Genomic DNA, 19,028 nt, shown 5'->3' on the forward strand with positions numbered 1-19,028 from the left:
TGGCCAAGTCCGGCAGCCGCGACCCCTACGACGAATCTCGCTGAGCACGATCTGCCAGTCGGAGCAGCTGCCACGTGGCTTGAGTACGGACCGTGCTGCCGCACAGGTGGCGGCCGGCTGGCCCCAGCGCCTGTCAGAAGAAGGGTCCCCGCGCTCTCTTGGAGCTGCGGGGACCGGCCACATCCGCTCTGCCCGGTGCCCTCACCCCGCCCCCTCAACCCACGCCTCCCGGCTCGTCGATGCCCAGCACGCAGGGGCCAATGAGGATCAGCTGCGTGCCCTGACCGCTGAGGCCCTGGGGGATGTGTACCTCCGTGACGGCGGCCGCTGCGCGGCCGGACTGCTGGTGGAGTTCACCGGCGTCGAACAGCTCGGCTTCGACCGGTGAAACCCGCGCGGGTGACCGGCCCCGCTGGCCCTAACCGCAGCTGCCCGGGCCAGGGTTGGCCCCGGCATGATGCGACGACTCACCCTGATGGCGGCGACAGCCGTCCTCGCGAGCACCGCCTGCCTCCCGCACGCCTCTGCCTTCCCCTGCCGCCGGGCCGCGGTTCAGCCCGTGCGGCTACCAGGTGACCGGTGACGGTGTCCGGCTCCGCATGGGGCCGGGTGCCGGAACGGTCCTCGGTCTGCTGCACCGCGGGGACACGGTGTATGCCGACCAGGCCCGCGGCAGCTGGTGGCGGGTGCGGCTGGCCTACGACAGCGGCAGCGACTCCGGCACCCGCAAGACATCAGGACTGCGCGCGGGCACCGCGGGATGGATGGCCAAGCGCTACGCGCCGGCTCACACCCGCATGCAGATCGACTGACGTCGTCCGTATCCGGGGGGAGAGTGCGGGGCTCTACCAGCGGCGGGCCGGCACAACCCCGCCCGAGCACCCTAGGGCCCCGTGCCGACCGCGGCCCGGCTTGTGACCGGTACCGGTGGCCGGCCATCGGTCAGGGAGTGAGGGCTTGGCGGAGGGTTTCGCGGCAGTCGATGACGGCGTCGACGCCGACGAGGGTGATGGTGCGCTGGACGGAGCCGCCGATGGAGGCCAGGCGCAGCCAGCCGCCGGCCTCGCTGAGGGCGCAGTGGGCGGCGATCAGGATGTTGATGCCGCTGGAGTCCATGAAGGTGACATGGCGCATGTCGACCACGATGCGGGGGCGGGAGATGTCGGAGGCGTCCAGGGCGTGGCGGAGTGCGTCGCCGGTGTGGTGGTCGATCTCTCCGGCGAGGGAGATCACGCGGATACCGTGGGTGGCGGTGGTCACGACCGACAGCTGACCGGTCGGCCCAGCGTGTTCGGTGCCGGTCGTCTTTCCCGTGGACATGCAGGGGATCCTGGCACACTCACCCCCTCGCACGCACCGCCGTCCGACAGAGTACGAGCGGCACCGGTATGTGGCCGAGCCGACACCGATCCCATGGCGTGATCCGCAGCCGCACGGGTACAAGTGCGGGGATTTTGCGTCGGACGGAGAGCGGATGGCGGTCTTCATGGTGGAAGCGGACCCGGCGCCAGCAGACGGCGCGGCACCGGACAGGCCGGTCATACAGACCAGCACTGCCCTGGTCGGGGACGGCCAGGACATCGCCCGGGCCCGCCACCTCGCCGCCGGTTTCCTCACCCGCGTCCAGGCCGAACACGGCATCCCGGTCTCCCAGCGCGCCATGGACCTCACCCAGCTGGTGGTCAGCGAGCTGGTCACCAACGCCCGCAAGTACGCCCCGGGGCCGGTGCTGCTGGACCTGCGGATCAGCGAGAGCGTGGTGGAGGTCGTGGTGTGGGACTCCGACCCTGTCCTGCCGGTTGCCCGCGCCGCGGACGCCGGCCGGGTCGGACAGCACGGCCTGGAGATCGTGATGGCCGTCTCCCAGGGCTTCGAGGCGCAGCGCGAACCGGTCGGCAAGCGCATCACCGCCCGGATCGCCCTGGCCGACGACCCCGACGGCGCCATCGGCGGGCGTTGGCCTTTGTAGCCGGGATCGCACGATCCGCCCAGCATCACCCGGCTCACGTCGACGCAGACGGCCGCCCGGAACCCGTTGGGTGCAGCGTTCACTCCGCCTCGGCCGTCGTTCACGATGTGCGGTTGTCCTGCCGGTCAGGCAGTCAGGGCATCGGCTTGCTGCCCAGCGGGATGACGAAGGGGGCGGGGCACGGGCGGGCAGATCGGGCCATCGCGGGGGCGACCACGGAGCCGGTCGAAACCTGTGCGTACCCGCAGCGCCCGTCAGAACGTACGTATCGCGTACACAGCGCGCGTCAGCGCGCGTCTAGGTTCTGTCTCTCTGTTAGCGGTGTGCCCAGATGAGGATGGCCCGCGTGATAACCGCACGGATGCCGAGCCGTCTCAGGCGACTGCGAATAGCGCGGGAACCAGGTCAGTGGCCGCGGGTACGGCGGTAGGCGTTGGTCAGGCGAGTGGCCGCGGGTTGGTCAGGCGGGTCCGGTCGGTGTCGTGGAGGCGGCGGACCGCTTCGCGCAGGGTGAGGCCGGAGATGCGGTCGATGCGGCTCTCCAGCCATGTCGTCACGAACTGGTGGTCGCTGCGGATGGTTTCACGCAGTACCCAGCCGATGGCTTTCCTGATGAAGAATTCGGGCTCTTCCAGCATGGCGTCGGCATATCGGCTCAGCCGCTTCAGGTCGGCCGCGTCGGCGCGGATGCCGGGGAGCAGGGCAAGGAGGGCTGAGCGGCGGAGCCAGAAGTCTTGGTCGATGGCCCAGCGGTCGAGGACGGTTCCGGCCGTTCCCTTGTGCTGGAGGGTGATGGCACCGGCGCCGTGGACGGCGGGGACACCGAGGTGGGTGAAGTCGCTGCGGAGGTAGTCGCGGTCCCAGGCGGCGTGTTCAGGCGTGCCGAGGCGGACGAGCTGCTCGGTGAGTTGGTCGGCCGCCTCGGCGAGTCGGTGGTGGGGCAGGCTCACGCGGGAGTTTCCAGGATGCGCTTGAGAGTGGCGAGCTCGGTGTCGACCAGGGCGACCTGCTCGTCGAAGAAGGCGTCGGTGAAGGCCGGCGGCTGGAAGAACGTGATCATGAATTCGGATCCGGTGTCGTTGGCCACGACGCGGGCCGGGACACTCCAGGAGGCGGTGTCGTCGAGGTAATCGTGGTCGAGGATGCCGTACCGGGCGTCGGCGCGCAGGCGGAGCTTGGCGGGCCCCAGGGGGGTGGTCATGGCCCACCAGTCGGGGTCGTCGGTCGGCTCGATGGACTTGACGTTGACGACGGCCCAGGCGGGCCAGTTGGCCGCGTCGGCGAGGAAGGCGAAGACGTCTGCCACAGGGCGGTCGATGGTGACGGTCTTGGTGACCGAGCGTGCGGTGGTGGGGGTGGTGCTCACGGTGGTTCCTTTCAGGGGGTGGGTGGTGCGGGGGGCTCTGGGTGGGCTTCCCCGACGAGGTGGCGTATCCAGGACTCCAGCTGGCGGCGCTGGTCCGGTTCCAGAGCGGCGAAGAAGTGGGCGTCGTTGCGGTCGGCGATCTCTGCCAGCCTGGGCGTCAGGTCGCGGCCGGCGTCGGTGAGTGTCAGCCGCACGGTGCGGCGGGAGGCGGGATCCGGTTCTCGGGTCGTCAGGCCCTTGGCGGCCAGGCGGTCGACCAGACGGGAGACAGCGCCAGCATCGATGCCCATATACCGGGCCACCTCGCGGGTGGTGGTGGCGTCGCCTCGGTACAGGGTGATCAGGACCGCCCACTGGGAGACGGTCACGTCGTGCTCGGCGAGTTCCCGTTCGAAACGGCCGTGGACTTCGTCGGAGAGCCGGCGAAGCCAGTAGCCGAGGTGGTCGCGCAAGCCGCTGGTGGAAGATGTCACTCCTACAGAGTCAGTGTCACGACAACAGTTGTCAAGACATCATTTGCTCGCACGATGCTTTGATGCCATTTTGCTGGTCAGCGCCGTGCCCAGATGAGGATGGCGGCGAGGTGGAGTGCGGCCTGGAAGGCGATCGCGAGTTTGTCGGTTCGTGTGGCCAGGCCGCGCCACTGTTTGAGGTGGTTGATGCACCGCTCGACGGTGTTGCGCTGCTTGTAGGCATCCGCATCGAAGGCGGGCGGGCGCCCACCTTGGCGGCCCCGCCGCAAACGGTGGCCGATCTGGTCCGACGGCTGCGGGATGACCGCGCGGATCTGTCGGCGTCGCAGGTGGCTGCGGATCGCGCGGGACGAGTAGGCCCGGTCGGCCAGGACCACGGTGGGTCGGGTCCGGGGCCGGCCGCTGCCGGTTCTCGGCACGCGGATGCGGGCCATGACCGTCTCGAAGGCGGGCGCATCACCGGCCTGGCCCGCGGTGAGAGACCCACGGCCTGCGCCGCGCCACCGCCGCCGTGGCCGGCCTGCCACCTGCGGTCAGGCAACCGCTGAGCGCACGCGTCGACGCCGTCCTGCATCGGGCGAGCGACTACCTGCAGCGAGCACAGAACCCGGACGGAGGCTTCGGCCACCGGCTAGGGGACACCAGCGACGTGAACAGCACAGCCCATGCCCTTGCCGCGGGCGCCGCGCTCGAGCCAGCGTCCTGGACGGGCGGGGCCCTGGCCTACTTGCTCACCCGCCAATAGGCCGACGGAGGCTTCACCTCCCGCCCCGAACAGGTCGCTCCCCGGCCCATCCCTTACGCCCACCCCGCCCACGCCGCCATCTTCGCCCTCACCGCCCTGGGCGAGCTCCACTACAACCGGATCCAGCGGAACCGAAGACCGCACCTACGGTTGCGGGGCGCCAGTGACCAGACGTCATTGCAATGAGACCCGTGCGCAACATCCCTTATCGCACTGCTGCATCATCAGCACCTCGTCAACACACCCGCGCCGCACCCCGGGCGCGCACCCCGGGGCGCAGGCGCACGGTGTGCGTCGGTCGCGTGCCGGGGCGTACCAGCGCCCACACGCACCGCTTGGGTGGGTAGTGCTGCCGGATCACTTGATGGACGGGTTTGCCCGCCGCCTGGCCCGGATGAGGCTTGCGGGGACTCCAGCATGGCAGTGGCGCAACCGTCGGCACGGTCGCTTCTTGCCGTGCACGCCAGCGGCGTTCTCGGCCCGGCAGGGCGGTGCCGTGCATCAACGGTGCAGGCGGTACGGCATACGGCCAGGTCTGGCAGACCTTATATAGGGGCCTTCGGGTGGGGCCGGTTGGTGACGGTGAAGGGATGACGGTGAGTACTACCTTCGATGCAGGCGCAGATGACGAGCCCTCCGGTCCTGTGATCAGGACGTTCGCGGGGGCCGGGGTCGCGGGGTGCAAGGGCGACAACAAGATGGCGCTCGAGGCTGAGTTGCATGGCCCGTACGGGATCGTCGTGGACGGCACCGGCACGCTCTATTTTTGCGACCGCGAGAACAACCGGGTCCGGAAGGTCACGACTGACGGCAGGATCAGAACGGTCGCCGGTACCGGCGCCGCGGGGTTCAGCGGGGACGACGGCTCCGCCCTCTCGGCCCAGCTGAACCATCCGCGCGGAGTGGCGGCGGACAGCGCAGGCAACCTCTACATCGCCGACTCCGACAACCACCGCGTTCGCAAGGTCACGCCAGACGGAAAGATCAGCACGTTCGCCGGAACGGACACTGCGGGCTCCGACGGTGACGGCGGTCCGGCCGCCGAGGCGCAGCTGAACTTGCCGATCGGTGTGGCGGTGGACAGCGCAGGCGACCTTTACATCGCCGACAACATGAATCACCGGGTCCGCAAGGTCACCATGGCCGACGGGAAGATCAACGCGTTCGCGGGGGATGGAACGCCAGGAAACAAGGGAGACGACGGATCAGCGGTCGCAGCCCAACTGAAGCAACCGGTCGGAGTTGCGGTGGATGGCCGGGGCGAGGTCTACATCACCGACTTCGGCAACCACCGGGTTCGGAAGGTCACGATCGAGGGGAAGATCCGAGCGGTCGCCGGCACGGGCACCGCGGGCTTCGGTGGTGACGGCGGCCCGGCAACTTCGGCCCAGCTGCACTACCCCGTGGGGGTGGTGGTGGATAGCATCGGCGACCTCTACATCGCTGATCGCGACAACCACCGGGTCCGGAAGGTCGCCCATGACGGCAAGATCAGTACCGTCGCCGGCACGGACACCGCAGGTTTCGACGGTGACGGCGGCCCGGCCGCCGAGGCTGAGCTGAACCATCCTTACGGGCTCGCCGTGGACTGCGTCGACGCCCTCTACATCACCGACTTCGACAACCACCGGGTGCGGAAGGTCGCGGCGCCGTGGATGGCGGGGCTGCCCGCGTCGGGCACGGTGGTCTCCTGGGCGAACGTCCGCAGCAGGCTGAGGATGGGGGTTCAGCGGGAGTCGACCAAGGACGGGGCCGAGATCCAGCAGACCCTCGCTGTCGCCCGGGACTGCCAGCGGTGGCGGCTGGTCGTGGTGGGCCAGGACGACGGTGAAGCCGTGTACCGGGTCGAGAACGTGCGCAGCGGCAAGGTGCTGGAGGTTGTCGGCGGGCAGGAGTGGGCCGGCGCGGTGCTCGCGCAGCGCGCCTACGAAGGCGACGACGCGCACCACCAGCAGTGGAGGCTGATCCCCGTGGGCTCGGTGAACGGCAGCCCCCGGGTGTACGAGATCGCGAACCACAGAAGCGGGCTGCTCCTGCAGGCAGACACCAACGCCCGCGCGGCGATCAGGCAGGACGGGGCGGACGGCGACCACCGGGGCCGGCAGTGGCAGCTGCTCCCCGTGTGATGCGCGAAGGGGGCAGGGGCGGCCTCGCCCCTGCCCCCTTACGTGGAGCGGGTCGCTACTGGGAGTTGGACGGCTTGTCCGGCTTGTCCGCGGTCGCCTTGGGCGCGTTGCCGGCCGCCGGTGCCTCGGGCTTGGCCGGGGTCTTGGGCATGCCGCTGTACTTCCCCTTGTCCGGCTCGCTCTGCAGGTCCCCGTTCTTCTGCAGGCCGGGGTCATTCTCGACCGTCGTCCTGGACTGCGTCATACCGTCGGACGCCGCCGTAGAGACCGAGCTGAGGTCCTGGGCGTATCCCTGGGGGCCGGCTGCCGTCTGGGCCTGCTGGATGAAGGAGCTGAGGAAGCCCATGATGATGCGGGCTTCGGGCGACTGCTCCTGCACGGTCTTCGCGCGGGAGGTGGCTCCGTGGATCGCATCGGCGGACAGGCTGGTACTCCTGTCGTCGAACGCCCCCTCCGTGGCTTCTTCGAAGGTGTCGGGATCGGCGCCCGGCTGCGCCCGGGCGCCGTTGGTCACGGAGAAGAGCCCCGCGCTGTGGCCGGCGAAGTCGAAGATCTTGTTGAAGACCATGGTGGTCACCTCTGCTCGTCGTCATGGCGGCGCCGGCGCCGGCTCAGGGCTGCTTGTACTGGGTTCGGTCGCTGTCGGTCAGGCTCTGGCTGTCGAACATGGTGTGCAGGACGTCCAGGACGGAGATGACCTCGGCGAGTCCGTGCAGGTGGAAGCCGCCGCCGGTCAGGTCGAGGATGCTGATGGGCCGGGCGACCGTCTGGGCGAGGCCGGGATAGGTGCCGGGCTGCGGGGGAGTGAGGACCGCCACGGGCACGGCGTAGTGCACCGCGATGAACCCGGAGAACGTCACCGGGATCTCGTAGTGGTAGTGCTTGTGGCAGCGCCGCTGCGTGACGAGGGTCTCCACGCGGCCGGCCGGGGGGACTTCGCCGGAGATCTGCGATTTCGAGGCCCAGCTGGTGGACAGCGAGCCGCTCACGGAGCCCTGGATGCCCAGCGCCAGCGAGGCGTTGAGCCCGGCGGTGCCGGTGGCGCTGCCGGTTGTGGTGAAGCCGACCGATTCCGTCACCGCGTTCGACACAGAATTCGTCGCCGCATTCCGTACCGCGTTCTCGGTGGTGTTCGCGTTGTCTGCTCCGACGCTGTCCTTGCTGTTCTTGTTGGTCAGAGTGTTCGCGTTCTTGTTCGCCACCTCGTTCTGGCATTGGGCCTGCATCTGCTCCTGGAGGTCCATCCGCAGCTGGTTCTGCAGCTGCAGCTGCAGCTGTGCGCTGACGTTGCCGCCGAAGGTGAGCTTGGCATCGGCCTGAAGCGACCACTTGATGTCGTTGGACACGTTGAAATCAACCGAGTCGGTGAAGGTCATCTTCGATGTCTGGCTGCGGTTGACGTACGTGCGCGAGGAGCACATGTCGGGTGGGGGCGGGGCGATGTCGCAGCGCTCCTCGATCAGCGGCGCGCCGAGGTCCATGTAAGCGATCCAGCCCAGCTTGAACGCGGTCAGAGAAGCAGGGAAGGTGCCGTAGGTCTGCTTGTTCACGGAGAGCCCGATGGGTTTGTGCCGCGTGCCGTTGTTGTCGACGTAGACCAGGCTGGGGTGGTTCAGCAGGGAGGGCCAGTCGATGTTGAGTTCCTTCAGGTTCTTCAACGTCAGCGGCTGGCGCTTGGTCCGTCCCAGGTTGTACGCGTTGGAAGGCATTCCCCGTCCTCGACTAAGATGGCCGAATATCGCTCGATAAATGTGAACGGAATGTGCGCGCGTTCCTGCAATCGAAGCTAGCACGGCCCTCAATTCCCTGGAAGGCGTCACAGCCCGACACCCTCAATCGGGTGACGAAGAACCCTTTTCTCTCGCCAACTCCCTTTAAGCAACGCTAAGTTCGGGAAGGGTCGATCGCGTGGCCGGCGCCTCGGATACCTCTTCCTGGGGTGCCGGTCTTGAATGTGGCCGTGAATAACGGCGTCGTCTCCATTCACGCACGTGCTTCGAAGTTTTCTGGTCGAGTGTATTGATGGTGCAGTAAACCTCTTGCGGTGATCGCAGTGGTTTATCGGCCAGTCGCTGAGTGCCCGACGCGTTGTTCCATAACCAGAACAGGTGAGGTTTCGCGATGTACACCCAAGAACGCACCACGATGTCGAATCTGGTGGTCGGCGGCCCGGTAGCGGTGAACAGCTACGACAACGCGATCGTGGCCGCGCTGGTGGAGAACCGGCCGGTCATGCTCGTCCACGCCTTCAACGGCGGTTACCTGCGCCCGGCCGAGCTCTCGGATTCCGTCCACGACAGGGGCGTCGAACTGGCCACCTCGCTGGACGATGCCACCAAGGAGGCGAAGGGCCACCTCTGGTACATCACCCCTGCCGGCTTCTTCGGGCAGCGCCCCCTGTACTTCCTGGAGAGCGCCGCGGGCCAGGCGCCCCCCGCCTCCACCCCCACGCCCGCCGTCGCGGGCCAGCCCTCGCCCGCCCCGGCCGGCCAGGTGCCCTCCGCACCCGCTGCCACGGGCACGGCCGACCCCGGGCGCGGGGATGACGGCCTCCCGAAGCCTCTGCGCAGGCGGGTCAGCGTGCACCAAGACGCCCCCCAGAGCACGGCCGACACCGTCCAGGTGGGCCTGCCCGACAAGGTCGACGACAAGTGGCGCGGGAAGAACGGCGCGCCCGAGGACACCCAGCTGTGGGTGGTCACGGTGACGCCGTGGGGCGGGATCACGTTCGTGCCGATCACCCACCCCGACACCATCCTCGGGTTCAAGGACCACGCGGTCGCGGCCGACAGCGAAGTCCGCGTCACCTACAACTGGGGCGGCGACTTCACGGGCACGGTCATCAACACCTTCTACCCGCGGCTGCCCAACGAGTGGAGCGTGCCCTACCACCACGTCTTCACGTGACCGCCCGCCACCGCCGCAGCCCGAACCTACGCCCGTACCGCTCGGAAGGGGCAGCACGATGCCCGTGCCCACGCAAGAGCTGAAGCTTCAGATCGTCAACGCCGCCACCGGACAAACCCTCGGCGTCAAAGACATGCCGGGGGCGGACGGGACGCTCGTCGTCCGCGACGCCCCCGACGGCCCTCCGCCGCAGTGGCAGCTCACCCCCGTACAAGGGGCACAAGGCTCACCAGCGCAAGACGAGCCGACGTACGTGATCCGTAACGCGGCCGACGGCAAGGTGTTCGACAACCCCGCCGCCGCGGACGGCGGCGTGCGCCAGTGGAAAGTCGCCAACAACAAGAAGGCCCAACGCTGGCGCCTCGTCCCCGTCGAGGACGAAGCCGGCTGCTACTTCATCGAGACCGTGACCGACGGCACCGTCCTGGACCTCGCCGACCCCAACCCCGACGACACCCCGGTCGTCCTGCGCGAGCACGACGAGAACGCCAAGAGCCAGCGCTGGCGCTTCGTCACCGCCGAGCCCGAGCGCACCAGCGACCCCGTGCTGCGCTGGGCACCGCTGAGCCACTGGAACAGCCGCCAGTCCTGGCGGCTGACCCGCTCACCCGCACTGCGCCCGGCCCCCGGCGCCACACCCTGCTTCAGCGACATGCTGCTGGTCCTCGAGGCGTTCGGGAGCGACCAGGACGCCGGTGGATGGAACAGCGACAAAGCCAACCGCCCGCCCGACGGGCGAACCTCCTGGTGGGCCGGGCTCGGCGCGCGCTTCCTCGCCGACACCACCGGAGCAGGAGGGGCGGACATCGTCGGCCTCAAGCCAGCCAAGGGCGCGATGACGGCTGCCAGCCGGGGCGACGGCACCTTCGACGACGAACGTGTCCTGCACCCGCCGGCGCCCTCCGCGAGCCCCGCAGACCTGTGGACTCTCGCGGACACGACAGGCGACGGAAAACCCGACATCGTCATCCTCGCCGCCGACGGCCTCCACGTCTATCGGCAGGACGACGACGGGACGTATCCGCCCGCGGGCGGCACACCGGCCATCCAGGCCTTCGGACACGGCTCCCAGGCCGGCGGCTGGATCGCCGACAAGCACCCCCGCTTCCTCACCGACACCACCGGCAACGGACGGCTCGACATTGTCGGCTTCCACGACGACGGGCTGTGGGTCTCTCTCCAGGACGAGGACGGCGCCTTCGCACCCCTGACCGAGGAAGTCGCGCTCACAGCGTTCGGCCACAGCGAGGAAGCGGGCGGCTGGCTCGCCGACAAGCACCCCCGCTTCCTCGTCGACACCACCGGGAACACACGCGCCGACATTGTCGGCTTCCACGACGACGGGCTGTGGGTCTCCCTCCAGGACGAGGACGGCACCTTCGCCGAACCTCTCTACCTCCTCGACGACTTCGGAGTCGACCAGGGATGGACCACGGCCGAGGAACACCCCCGGTTCCTCCTCACGACTACCGCCGGCGGGGCCGTGGACATCGTCGGGTTCGGCCCGCAGGGCGTTGTCGTGGCACGCGGGCGCGGCGACGGCACCTTCGAGACCGCCAAGCTCGTCCTGAACGACTTCGGTCTCGCGCAGGGCTGGACGGGCACCAAGCACCTGCGGCTCCTGGCCGACTTCACCGGCGACGGCACCCCAGACATCATCGGCTTCGGTGACGAAGGCGTCTGGGTGGCGCACAACCGCGGAGGCGGCCAGTTCGACCAGGCTCAGCTGGTGTGCCGAGGCTTCGGCTACAGCGACGACGCCGGCGCCTGGCGCGTCGACCGTCACCCCCGCTTCCTCACCGACATCACCGGCGACGGACGCGCCGACATCGTCGGCTTCGGCGGCCCCGGCGTGTACGTCGCCCGCAACCTCTACCGCCGATTCAGGACTCGATGACTTTCCCCCTATGACAACCGCCTGAAGCCGGTTGGTGGACGGTGAAAGGGATGACGATGAGCACTGCTCAGACGGCAGCTACAGGCCACCGGGTCTGCAAAGTCATGGCAGACGGGAAGATCCGCACTGTCGCCGGCGCGGGCGTCCCGGGCTCCAGCGGTGACGGCGGCCTCGCCATCGACGCCCGGCTGCACGGTCCGGTAGGAGTGGCGGTCGACAGCACAAATACCCTCTACATCGCAGACCACAAGAACCACCGGGTACGCAAGGTCACCGCCGACGGGAAGATCAGCACATTCGTCGGCACCAACACCCCCGGCTCCGGCGGCGACAGCAGCCTGGCCGCTTCAGCCCAGCTGAACTACCCCATGGGGCTCGCTCTGGACAGCACCGACGCCCTCTACATCGCCGACTACGCCAACAACCAGATCCGAAAGGTCGCGTCGGCAAGGCTGCCTCAGTCGGGCACGGTGGCTTGCTGGACCAATGCCATGCCCGCAGCAGACTGCGGATGGCCGTCGTGCGAGAGTCCACCCAGGACGGAGCCGGAATTCACCAGAACCTTGCCGTCACCAGGGACTGCCAGCGGTGGCGGCTGACCGTGGTGGGCCAGGAGGGCGGCGACGTCCTCTACCGGATCGAGAACGTGCGCAGCGGCAAGGCCCTGGAGGTCGTCGGCGGACAGAAGTGGGCCGGGGCGGTAATCGCGCAGCGCACCTACGGGGGCGGTGACGCGCGCCACCAGCAGTGGAGGCTGATCCCGGTGTGCCCGGCAGCGGATGGTCCGCAGATGTACGAGATCGCGAACCACAACAGCGGTCTGCTCCTGCAAGTCGACACCAACGCCCGCGCGACGATCAGGCAAGACGGAGCGGACGGCAACCAACAGGGCCGGCAGTGGCAGCTGCTCCCCGTATGACGTGCAGGAAGGAGATAGGGCGCTCGAAGTGGTTGGGACATTCCCTAGGGTGCGGCGTACACCCTCGGCATGGGGATCACCCGGATCGTCTTCGAGCCGGCGGGTGGTTTGGGTGCCTGGGTGCTGATGATTTGGGTGCCGGTTTCACTGGCGGCTTGCGCGAGCTTGTGCAGGACTCGGCGTACGACGTCTTCCTCGATGCCCTGCTGGTAGGGGTTGTCGAGGAGGAGCAGGCCGGGGAAGGCGCATTCGTCGTCCAGGTCATGCTGGAGGAAGAGCGTCGCGTAGCTGTAGGCGAGGAAGAACAGAACTTTCGCTTCTGCGCCCAGGGCGTCGTCCCAGGGACGAGTGCCGACATAGAAGGTGAGGTCGCGGTCTCTGATGGAGACGTCGCGGTCCACCCACGGGTCTCCGCGGAATTCTTCTAGGAACAGGTTCATGCGCTCTGCGAACGCTGCGCACCGGTCGGCCGGCTTCGCGCCGATGGTCAGCGGCGTTGCAGCGTCGGTGTCGAGTTCGCTGACAGCCCGCTGGGCGGACTCCAAGGCTTCACGTGCCTGGTCACGGCGCTGAAAAATTGCCTCGATGGCTGGGAAGGCGGTCAGCTTGTGCTCCAGCCGCGCGGCCTGTCCGGCAAGCTCTTCGAGGGCGGCGACGAATGGGGCTAGCTGCGCTGCCCGCTCGGCGTTGAGCCGGGTGGCAAGAGCAACCTGTTTGGCTTGGAGATGTGCTTGCAGCTCGCGGGCAGCAGTGAGGTCGGTGAGGGTGCGGGAGACCACCTCGTCGAGATCTTCGAGCTCTGACTTCAGGGACCTGATTTCAACCTGTGCCCGGCGCTGTCGGTGGTCGTCATCGACATTCTGGTAGCAGACGTAGCAGGCCGTGTCAGCGTGGTGCCTGGCAGGGTCGATGTTCTGTTCACAGGCGGGGCACAACCGGACCGGCAGCGCGTCGAAGATCCCGACAGAGGTGATGAGTCGCTCCATCCTGCCGATCTCGCCGCTCACCGTGCTTGCTGATCGGGTGTGTTCCTCGCGAAGGTGTTCCAGTGCGGTCACGGTGGCCTGCCGTAGCTCCCGGGTGACTTGGGAGTAGAGGGCGGTCAGGGAGGGGTCGTACCCCGCAGGGGCTTCCGATTCCGTAGCTCCACTGGTGGTGATCCGGACCTGCTCGGTCAGCTCCTGTTGGCGGCGCCGGACCTCCCCGAGTGCCGCCTCTACTTCGCGGCGGGCGTCCGCTACGTGCGCAGTGGAACGCGCTAGCGGTAGATTCATGTTCTCGCAGATCGCGGTGACTGCCTGAACGGTGCTCTGCTGCACCTCGCGGTCTACCGCCTCGGCCTCGTTCAAGCGACGCTTGGCCTGAGCCAGAGAGAACTGGGACTGGGCCTCTGTGGCACGTGGTCGGGCGAACCCGAGGAGTTGGCTGATGACGGCGCGCCGGATGAACTCCTGCTCCTTGTGCGCGAAGCTGATCCAGGATGATTCGTTCCGGTGAATGTGACGCAAGGTGCTACGGAACGACAGCGGGGTCAGCTCTGTAGCGGTCGACGGGTTCAGCCCGAGAGGGATGTGAACGTTCGGCCACTCCAGCGCGGCCAGGATCCAGTCGGAGAAGTCGGCCGCCGCTAGATCCTCACCGTTGATGCTGATCTTTCCCATCCGGCCGTAGCTCCAGGATCGGGTCAGTTCATAGGGTTGGCCGTGGATCCTGAGGTCTGTGGTGACTGCCTCATAGGCGTCAGCTACGGCCACCCCTATCGCCTTCGCGGCACTGTCGCGGTCGCCCAGGCAGTAGTCGATGACCCGCAGGGTCGTGGACTTGGAGCTGTTGCGCACGCCGTGGAGGATGTTGATCATGCCGGAGGCGAAGTCGAACTCGTCAAATTCGCCGCTGTCGCGTATGAGTCGGACCTTGGAGATGCGCAGACCGCGCTCAGCGCTTGTGTCATGGGTCATGGGCGGATCTCCCGGTGGAAGGACGCGTCGGCGACCTCTTCTGGGAACAGGTCGTAGATGAGGTTCTTCAAGTCGGTTCCCGACATCGAGGCGAGGTTGCCCTGCATGGCCTCGCACCGCCGGACCAGGGGTTGGAACTGCTCCATCTCGGCCAGGCGAACTGCGGCCGCCCTGCCGGCCGGCCGCAGCTTCACACGTTCCGGCTTGTGGCTGACTGTGACGGTGATCAGGTTGCGGGCTGTGAGGAAGAAGAGGAACTGCCGGTAGCGATGGTCCCAGGGGCCATACCGATACCGGATCATCGGCGCTTCGACCTCGCGTGCGTCCATGGCGACGAAGGCATGGCTCTGCCCTGCGGTCTGAGGCAGAGATGCGTGAGCGCGCTCAAGGAACCCGGGATAGCGCAAGAAGAAGTCAAGCTTCGCGAACTTGGTCCGTCCCTCGATGTACGGACCCGGCTCCTTGCCACACAGGTGGATGAGCAGCAGGAGGCGTGAGGCATGAAAGTCCACAGAGTCATCCGGATCCCAGGCCCTGTGGGGTGGCGGCACGACGCGGCTGCCGATCTTATGAGGCATCTTCGTACCTGTTCTGGCAGCGAGCAGTGATGTCACTCAGAACAGCAAGCGCATGGCTGAGGGGCACCTCGTTGGACACCACTTCGGGCATGCGGCAGATGGCTTGGACGGTCTCCCTGTAGGCCGGCTCCCCAGCCCCGATCAGGCCGCCACGTCGCTGCATCGCAGTGACTTGGCAGATGGCGTAGATCTTGTCCGAGAGTGCGGCGAGACGCTGCCTTTCAGCACCCAGACTGCTGCGCTGGTGTCGGCGGAACGTGAGCATGGCCTCGTGCTGTCGATCAGCTTCTTCTGCCAAGATGCCGGCGGGCCGCAACTTCTCCTGGAGGGTCATAAGCCGCTCCATGCCGCCATCGTGCCGTTGACCGGTGACCCGCTGGACTGCGTCCTCGAACACGGCACGAAAGTCATCGACGGTGTGACGTACCGCCCGTAGTTCCGCAGCCTTCCGGCCGATGTGAATTGAGATAAGCCGCTTCAAGATCTCGTCCACCTCGGCCGCCAAGGGCTCCTGGCCAAGATAGCTTCTGACCATCGGGGTCAGGCGCCGTCGTGCTTCGTCTTCGACCTGATCACTCGTGCGAGCCTCAATCAGCACATCAAGGCGATCTACGCACCAGCCGATGTCTCGCTGATCACGCAGGCTCAATCCGCTGAGCTTGTCGATCACCTTCTGCCGCACCTCAGGGCTTACTGGTTGCCTCGATCGGCCACGCTGGCAGGCGAACTCATACAGGTCGGCCGCGGGCGTCTCGTTCACAATCAACGTGAACCGGGTGCCCTCAGGGAGCGGTTTGCCGATGAACAGCTTGCCGAGATAGCTCGTCTCAGCCGTTCGATTCTCTCGCTTCTTCGTGGAATCAGGCTGGCAGACTCTCGCAACGCTGTGGCTCTTACCAGGCCCTTCGACCGTCTTGACCTGCCTGTAGACGGGCACGGTACCGCGAAAGCAGAGGATGTCTTCCAGGTCCTCCCACGAGACCTCAGTCCAGTGACCGTCCAACATGTCCAGACAGTCAAGGAGCGTGACCGCGTCCTGGTAGAGGAATCCGCGCCGGCTCCGACGTCCTCCATCAGCAGGTGCCAGCGTCACCGGCGCTCCCGCTGCGTCGCTGACCAATTTCCTTCGCCGCAACGGCACATTTCTGTATGCGCACGATGCCCCCCAAACACTGTGGAGAACGAAGTAGATCACTCGACGGATACGAACCGCAACGGTCCGTCCCAAGCTGAAAATTGTGCGCAGTCACTAGTCGCTGAGGCAGCAGCTAAAGAGACGCCGGGACCCGTCGCGGTCCGGGCCCGTGAGGCTCCTGTGTCATGCCCACTCCATGCCCAGCTCTCGCAGTGCGTCCACCTGCTCCGCGCTGAGTTTGTTCTGCCGGGCCTTGGTGTTCGAAACCCACACACCCAGCTTCACACCCACCGGTTCCGGCTCGCCATCGACCACGATCTCCACAACGGCGCCGCGCGGGACGGGTCGGTCCGCGCCTTCCCGCTCCACCCACTGGGTGAGGGCCGCCAGTCCGCGCTGGAATGCCTGCTGTGCCTTGCTCGGGCCCTTCGTCGCGCGCTCGTCTGTCGGGGCGGGAGACGGCCCTTGGTCGGGCTGTACGCCCAGGGTGGACAGCCGCTCCTGCTGCTCGGGCAGGAGCCGCGCCCAAGTCGCCGGCAGCTTCTGTCGCTGTAGCCATCGTCCGATGTCGTCGCCGTCCATGAGTACGCCGGGTGCGATGTCGGGCAGACTGCCGTCGGCTTCTACCAGGTCCGCTAGGACCCGGTAGTGGCGTTGCCAGTCCAGTGGCCATGGGCAGTCCCAGTCCGGGTCGATCGCGGCCAGCTGCGCGGCACGCTGCTCCGCCCGCCTGGGGTCCTTGCCCAGGCCGCTCTTGGAGCCCTTCCGGCGGAGGTTGGTCATGTGCTGTCCGATGGTGTCGCTGAGGTGGGGGGTGGTTGGTGTGTGGGGTGGGGTGTGAGCTGGTGTGTCGGGGATGGATTGATAACTGCGGTTGGTGGTTGTGGCCTTTGTTGACCTGGGGTTTGTGTGGGTTTCAGTGGGAACGCCTGGGGTGTTGTGGGTGGCTTCTGCGTCTAAAGGCTCGGCTGGTGTTTTGCCTAGTCAGGGGTGTTTTACCTGGTCAGTGGGGGGTGTTGTGCGCCGTGTAGTCCGGGTACCGGGGGCAGGGATGTGGCCTGAACAGCGCCGCGTCGGGTGGTGTTGCTGTGGGGGCGGCTTTGTTGTTCGGCGAGGTGGTCGAGTCGTACCGCGTCGAGCGTTTGTTTGGTGCTTTTTTCGGTGCCGTCGGTGATGGCGGTGATGGCGGCTTGGCGGATGAGTCGGGTGAGGGATCCGATGCGGCCGGCGGTGCGTTGGTGGAGGTAGGTGGCGTGTCGGGGGAGGGTGCCGGGGCGGTGTGAGGTGAGGTCGAGGGCGTTTTCGAGGTCGGTGATGACGTCGGTGAAGGGGCGGGTGGGGCCGTGGCGGGCGGGGAGGGGGCCGCAGGTGATGAGGGTGGCGCGGCCGGCGAGTTGGGCGCCGGTGGTGGTGCGGGGGTTGAGGCGGTGGATCTCGTCGATGAGGACGAGTTGGACGCCGGCACTGTTGTAGGTGTGGCAGACGGCGTCGGTGATCTGGGCCTGGGTCATGCGGGTGGTCGTGGGGAAACCGAGGTAGCGGGCGAACTCGGTGGTGAGGGTCTTGGCGGTGGCGCCGGGCGGGACGAGGACGTAGGCGACGGGTACGGCGGGGTGTGCCGTTCCGGGTGGGGGCGGGTTTTTGCGGGTGTGGGCGAGGTGGCAGGTGCGTCCGACGTTCAGGAGCGCGGTCGTTTTGCCGGCTGCGGCGGGTCCGGTGACGATCAGTGAGGGTCTGGCGGTGGTCTGTTGGTGGCGGCCGAGGATCATCAGGGTGCGGACCTGGGTGGTGAGCTGGTTGATGGCGGGGGTGCGTACGGTGACGAACGCGGAGTGGTAGGCGAGGCGTTCTTCGTGGCTGCGGGGCGGGTCTGCGGGCTGGGGTGGGGCGGGCGGGTCGGTGGTGGCGAAGTGCTGCCAGCCCTGCCAGGTGGTCACTGGCCAGGACTGCGCTGCTGTGTCGGCGGTGAGGGGGTGGTCGTGGCTGTTCCTGGTGGGCGGGTGGTTGTTCACCACTGCAGGGCCTCCGCCTGCGCGTCGTAGAGCCCGAGGCCTGTGTAGGGGATGGCGGGCAGGCTGGCGTCGCCTTCTTCAGCGTCCTGGTCCAGGACGTGTGGCTCGTCGGGGGTGTCGTCGAGTTCACCACGGGTGCCGGCAAGGGCGTTGGTGGTTCCTGCTCAGTGCGGCCGGGTGTGACGCGTGGTGGGGGCAGGGGTGTTCTGGCAGGTGTGGTGCGGGTGATCAGGCGGTGTTCGGCCTTGGTGGCGTGGCCGGTGCGGGCGCGGCGCATGAGCTGGTCGAGGGCGTCGGCGAGGTCGGCCTCTCGGCTGTCGGGGTCGGTGTGGTGGGTGAGGGTGGTGCGGACGTGCTGCCACGTCTGTTCGTTGAAGGGCCGGTGGGCGTGGGCGCGGTGGATCCATGGGATCTCGGCCAGTTCTCCGTCGGGCAGGCGCAGCCAGATCTGGCGGATGTCGTGGGGGTTGGTGTGGACTTCCCACTTGCCGCCGCGCGAGGTGATGGGGGAGGGCTGGCCGCGGTATGGGCCCAGCAGGTCGCAGTCGTAGGTGCGGTGGTTCAGGCGGATGCCGCGTTCGGTGATCGCCTGCCAGCGCACCGGCAGCAGTTCCAGGTAATCGTCTTGGGTCAGGGGCACGGGCACGTAGCCGGCGACCGAGACGAGGGCGGCCCACATCTGGTTCGGCGTCAGCGCCGCCCTGGGCAGGACGGGATGGCGCAGCCCTTCGTGAGGGCGGTGGTGGTAGTGGACGAGCCATTCGTCGAGGAGGTCCTGCAGCTGCGCGACGGTGAAGCACGCTTCGCGTTCGGCGTCGCGGCCGCGACGCGTGATGTCGGAGCCGGTGTAGCCGGGCAGGTGCTGGCAGAACATAGAGTTGATCGAGCCGAAGGTGCGCTCGACGATGCCTTTGGCGGTGGGGGAGTAGGGCGGGGCGGGCTG

At 67.6% G+C, this 19,028-nt stretch carries 18 protein-coding genes and 2 pseudogenes; 8 read left to right on the forward strand and 12 right to left on the reverse strand.

Annotated elements, in window-relative coordinates:
* Positions 1-599: 599 nt before the first annotated feature.
* The gene (locus IE312_RS37135; protein ID WP_189986728.1) at positions 600-812 is read left to right on the forward strand and encodes a hypothetical protein; all 213 of its coding nucleotides are present in this window, start codon (positions 600-602) and stop codon (positions 810-812) included.
* A gap of 130 nt (positions 813-942) precedes the next feature.
* On the opposite strand, the gene IE312_RS37140 is transcribed toward IE312_RS37135, so the two are convergent.
* On the reverse strand, positions 943-1,320 hold the full coding sequence (locus IE312_RS37140) for an STAS domain-containing protein (RefSeq protein ID WP_189986729.1): 378 nt from the start codon (positions 1,318-1,320) through the stop codon (positions 943-945).
* Positions 1,321-1,474: 154 nt separating this feature from the next.
* On the opposite strand from IE312_RS37140, the gene IE312_RS37145 reads away from it, so the two are divergent.
* Complete coding sequence (locus IE312_RS37145) at positions 1,475-1,969, forward strand: ATP-binding protein (protein ID WP_370467699.1); 495 nt, start codon at positions 1,475-1,477, stop codon at positions 1,967-1,969.
* Between the two features lie 437 nt (positions 1,970-2,406).
* Here the strand turns inward: IE312_RS37145 and IE312_RS37150 are convergent, their stop codons facing one another.
* The 4 genes and pseudogenes from IE312_RS37150 to IE312_RS37160 all read right to left on the reverse strand — a co-directional run.
* Complete coding sequence (locus IE312_RS37150) at positions 2,407-2,919, reverse strand: DNA alkylation repair protein (RefSeq protein WP_229900905.1); 513 nt, start codon at positions 2,917-2,919, stop codon at positions 2,407-2,409.
* On the reverse strand, positions 2,916-3,335 hold the full coding sequence (locus IE312_RS43525) for an SRPBCC family protein (RefSeq protein ID WP_229900906.1): 420 nt from the start codon (positions 3,333-3,335) through the stop codon (positions 2,916-2,918). Before IE312_RS43525 ends, IE312_RS37150 begins: the two co-directional genes overlap by 4 nt.
* Before the next feature lie 11 nt (positions 3,336-3,346).
* Entirely contained in the window at positions 3,347-3,808 is a 462-nt protein-coding gene (locus IE312_RS37155; protein ID WP_189986730.1) for a MarR family winged helix-turn-helix transcriptional regulator, read from the reverse strand.
* Positions 3,809-3,885: 77 nt separating this feature from the next.
* A pseudogene (locus IE312_RS37160) lies at positions 3,886-4,287 on the reverse strand (transposase); the annotation flags it as partial.
* A gap of 856 nt (positions 4,288-5,143) precedes the next feature.
* On the opposite strand from IE312_RS37160, the gene IE312_RS37165 reads away from it, so the two are divergent.
* Complete coding sequence (locus IE312_RS37165) at positions 5,144-6,679, forward strand: NHL domain-containing protein (protein ID WP_189986741.1); 1,536 nt, start codon at positions 5,144-5,146, stop codon at positions 6,677-6,679.
* A gap of 55 nt (positions 6,680-6,734) precedes the next feature.
* Here IE312_RS37165 and IE312_RS37170 read toward each other — a convergent pair whose 3' ends face one another.
* Together IE312_RS37170 and IE312_RS37175 are read right to left on the reverse strand one after the other, a co-directional pair.
* Complete coding sequence (locus tag IE312_RS37170) at positions 6,735-7,247, reverse strand: hypothetical protein (RefSeq protein WP_189986731.1); 513 nt, start codon at positions 7,245-7,247, stop codon at positions 6,735-6,737.
* Positions 7,248-7,290: 43 nt separating this feature from the next.
* The gene (locus IE312_RS37175; protein WP_189986732.1) at positions 7,291-8,388 is read right to left on the reverse strand and encodes a hypothetical protein; all 1,098 of its coding nucleotides are present in this window, start codon (positions 8,386-8,388) and stop codon (positions 7,291-7,293) included.
* Positions 8,389-8,800: 412 nt separating this feature from the next.
* Between IE312_RS37175 and IE312_RS37180 the strand changes: the two genes are divergently transcribed.
* The 4 genes from IE312_RS37180 to IE312_RS44080 are packed head-to-tail and all read left to right on the forward strand — an operon-like array spanning position 8,801 to position 12,402.
* Complete coding sequence (locus tag IE312_RS37180; RefSeq protein WP_189986733.1) at positions 8,801-9,586, forward strand: hypothetical protein; 786 nt, start codon at positions 8,801-8,803, stop codon at positions 9,584-9,586.
* Between the two features lie 58 nt (positions 9,587-9,644).
* Complete coding sequence (locus IE312_RS37185) at positions 9,645-11,483, forward strand: RICIN domain-containing protein (RefSeq protein WP_189986734.1); 1,839 nt, start codon at positions 9,645-9,647, stop codon at positions 11,481-11,483.
* A 50-nt stretch (positions 11,484-11,533) separates the two neighbouring features.
* Positions 11,534-12,082: an NHL domain-containing protein gene (locus IE312_RS44075; RefSeq protein WP_306419872.1), complete on the forward strand. Its 549-nt coding sequence runs from the start codon at positions 11,534-11,536 to the stop codon at positions 12,080-12,082.
* The gene (locus IE312_RS44080; protein ID WP_306419873.1) at positions 11,995-12,402 is read left to right on the forward strand and encodes an RICIN domain-containing protein; all 408 of its coding nucleotides are present in this window, start codon (positions 11,995-11,997) and stop codon (positions 12,400-12,402) included. Before IE312_RS44075 ends, IE312_RS44080 begins: the two co-directional genes overlap by 88 nt.
* Before the next feature lie 44 nt (positions 12,403-12,446).
* Here IE312_RS44080 and IE312_RS37195 read toward each other — a convergent pair whose 3' ends face one another.
* The 5 genes and pseudogenes from IE312_RS37195 to IE312_RS43930 all read right to left on the reverse strand — a co-directional run bounded on the left by IE312_RS37195 (position 12,447) and on the right by IE312_RS43930 (position 18,010).
* Positions 12,447-14,360 (reverse strand): hypothetical protein, encoded by a 1,914-nt coding sequence (locus tag IE312_RS37195; RefSeq protein WP_189986735.1) that lies wholly within the window; start codon positions 14,358-14,360, stop codon positions 12,447-12,449.
* Positions 14,357-14,938, reverse strand: a complete 582-nt coding sequence (locus tag IE312_RS37200; RefSeq protein ID WP_189986736.1) for a hypothetical protein — start codon at positions 14,936-14,938, stop codon at positions 14,357-14,359. The genes IE312_RS37195 and IE312_RS37200 overlap by 4 nt, the downstream gene beginning before the upstream one ends.
* Positions 14,928-16,031, reverse strand: a complete 1,104-nt coding sequence (locus IE312_RS37205) for a dsDNA nuclease domain-containing protein (RefSeq protein ID WP_189986737.1) — start codon at positions 16,029-16,031, stop codon at positions 14,928-14,930. Before IE312_RS37205 ends, IE312_RS37200 begins: the two co-directional genes overlap by 11 nt.
* Positions 16,032-16,256: 225 nt before the next feature.
* Positions 16,257-16,868, reverse strand: a pseudogene (locus IE312_RS37210) (helicase associated domain-containing protein); the annotation flags it as partial.
* Positions 16,869-17,068: 200 nt separating this feature from the next.
* On the reverse strand, positions 17,069-18,010 hold the full coding sequence (locus tag IE312_RS43930; RefSeq protein ID WP_189986742.1) for a TniB family NTP-binding protein: 942 nt from the start codon (positions 18,008-18,010) through the stop codon (positions 17,069-17,071).
* Positions 18,011-18,320: 310 nt separating this feature from the next.
* Between IE312_RS43930 and IE312_RS44710 the strand changes: the two genes are divergently transcribed.
* Positions 18,321-19,028: hypothetical protein (locus IE312_RS44710; protein WP_440862379.1), on the forward strand; the 708-nt coding region annotated here is incomplete at its 3' end.

The organism is Streptomyces capoamus (assembly GCF_014654935.1).
Classification (GTDB): domain Bacteria; phylum Actinomycetota; class Actinomycetes; order Streptomycetales; family Streptomycetaceae; genus Streptomyces; species Streptomyces capoamus.

Coding starts and splice junctions, on each gene's coding strand:
- IE312_RS37135 (WP_189986728.1), top strand. CDS start 600: ATGGGGCCGGGTGCCGGAACGGTCCTCGGTCTGCTGCACCGCGGGGAC.
- IE312_RS37140 (WP_189986729.1), bottom strand. CDS start 1,320: ATGTCCACGGGAAAGACGACCGGCACCGAACACGCTGGGCCGACCGGT.
- IE312_RS37145 (WP_370467699.1), top strand. CDS start 1,475: ATGGCGGTCTTCATGGTGGAAGCGGACCCGGCGCCAGCAGACGGCGCG.
- IE312_RS37165 (WP_189986741.1), top strand. CDS start 5,144: ATGACGGTGAGTACTACCTTCGATGCAGGCGCAGATGACGAGCCCTCC.
- IE312_RS37170 (WP_189986731.1), bottom strand. CDS start 7,247: ATGGTCTTCAACAAGATCTTCGACTTCGCCGGCCACAGCGCGGGGCTC.
- IE312_RS37175 (WP_189986732.1), bottom strand. CDS start 8,388: ATGCCTTCCAACGCGTACAACCTGGGACGGACCAAGCGCCAGCCGCTG.
- IE312_RS37180 (WP_189986733.1), top strand. CDS start 8,801: ATGTACACCCAAGAACGCACCACGATGTCGAATCTGGTGGTCGGCGGC.
- IE312_RS37185 (WP_189986734.1), top strand. CDS start 9,645: ATGCCCGTGCCCACGCAAGAGCTGAAGCTTCAGATCGTCAACGCCGCC.
- IE312_RS44075 (WP_306419872.1), top strand. CDS start 11,534: ATGACGATGAGCACTGCTCAGACGGCAGCTACAGGCCACCGGGTCTGC.
- IE312_RS44080 (WP_306419873.1), top strand. CDS start 11,995: ATGGCCGTCGTGCGAGAGTCCACCCAGGACGGAGCCGGAATTCACCAG.
- IE312_RS37195 (WP_189986735.1), bottom strand. CDS start 14,360: ATGACCCATGACACAAGCGCTGAGCGCGGTCTGCGCATCTCCAAGGTC.
- IE312_RS37200 (WP_189986736.1), bottom strand. CDS start 14,938: ATGCCTCATAAGATCGGCAGCCGCGTCGTGCCGCCACCCCACAGGGCC.